Origin of the sequence: Paenibacillus naphthalenovorans, assembly GCF_900099895.1 — a bacterium.
Lineage (GTDB): Bacteria > Bacillota > Bacilli > Paenibacillales > NBRC-103111 > Paenibacillus_G > Paenibacillus_G naphthalenovorans.
This window is the reverse complement of sequence record NZ_FNDY01000091.1, coordinates 1-1,442: the sequence shown is the minus strand read 5'-3', so window position 1 is coordinate 1,442 and position 1,442 is coordinate 1. Positions and strand designations below refer to the sequence as shown.

Below are 1,442 nucleotides of genomic sequence, written 5' to 3'. Positions count from 1 at the left end.
TGTTGTTCGTCTGTGATAATGTCATCCTGTAACTGTTCTGAGATAATGTCACTATGGGACAGGAGACATTAACATTGACCAGAGCAGAACTGAAAAAGGTACTTGTGGTGGAGAAGATTCTAGACGGACACATGACGAACATGGAAGGAGCAGCGGCACTCGGACTGACAGTACGACAAATGATTCGGCTAAAGAAAAGGTTTGTGGAAGAAGGAGGAGCGCAAGCACTAGCACACCGTAACCGCGGTAGAAAGCCGAAACACACCTTGTCGGAGGAAGTCAAGCAACAGGTTGTCGAGTTGTACAACACAAAATATCACGGGAGCAATAATTGCCATCTTGCGGAGTTGTTGGATGAACACGAATCGCTCAAACTGAGTCCTTCCAGCGTAAGACGTATCCTCATAGACAACGGGATTAAACAAGCTAAGCAGCGACGGCGAAGCAAGGTGCATAGGCCGCGTCAGCGAAAGCCGCAGGCCGGAATGCTGTGGCAGATTGACGCGACGCCTTATGCCTGGCTGGAAGATCGGGCGCCGTCCTTTACCCTCCACGCCGCCATTGACGATGCGACAGGTATCGTCGTTGGCGCCGTATTTAGACCCACGGAGTGCCGCGAAGCCTACTCGCTCGTCATGCAGCAAGGCATTCAGAAATACGGCGTACCACTCGGCCTGTACAGCGACCGACACACCATCTTCCGGTCACCGAAGGAGAAGCTGACTGTGGAGCAGGAATTGGCTGGCGAAACGAAGCCGCTCTCCCACTTCGGAAAGGCAATGGCTGAGCTTCACATAGAACATATCAAGGCCATTACCCCGCAAGCTAAGGGCCGTATAGAAAGGCTTTGGCAGACGTTCCAGGATCGCCTGGTCATCGAACTCAGGCTGCTCCGCGCAAAGACGCTTGAGGAAGCTAACGCGGCGCTGCCAATGCTGTTGGAGAAGCACAATCGCAAGTTTGCCATTGAGCCCAAAGAAGAGGAGTCGGCGTATATGAAGCTGGACCCATCCGTCAATTTGAATCATGTGTTCACGATTCGCGAGTACCGAAAGTTAGGACACGGAAACACGCTCTCTTATTATGGGAAAGTGTATACCTTCGCCAAGCCCTGTGATTTCCGTCTCGAAGCCAGAACTACGGTAGAGGTGCGTGAAACGCTCTCAGGAGAAGTGCTCGTTTGGCACAATGGTCAGGCGCTTCTGCTGAAAGAGACGGAAAAACCGGTACGCAAACCGATGACCAAAACAAAAAAGGCGGAGCCTGCGCAGTCACGCAAACCCGCCGCCAACCACCCTTGGAGGTTGGCATGGAACAGTAGACAACAACAGGATAACACAAAAATGACAGTCGTCCAAGTCACTTGAACGGGCGGCTGCCCAAATTAACAAAGTGACATTTTTACAGATGAGTTATGGTGACATTTTCACAGCATATTGACA

1 protein-coding gene is annotated in these 1,442 nt (G+C 51.5%); it reads left to right on the top strand.

What is annotated here, in order from left to right; translation table 11 throughout:
- Positions 1 to 74 precede the first annotated feature (74 nt).
- Positions 75 to 1,367: an ISNCY family transposase gene (locus BLT35_RS26075; protein WP_074730244.1), complete on the top strand. Its 1,293-nt coding sequence runs from the start codon at positions 75 to 77 to the stop codon at positions 1,365 to 1,367.
- Positions 1,368 to 1,442: the final 75 nt, after the last annotated feature.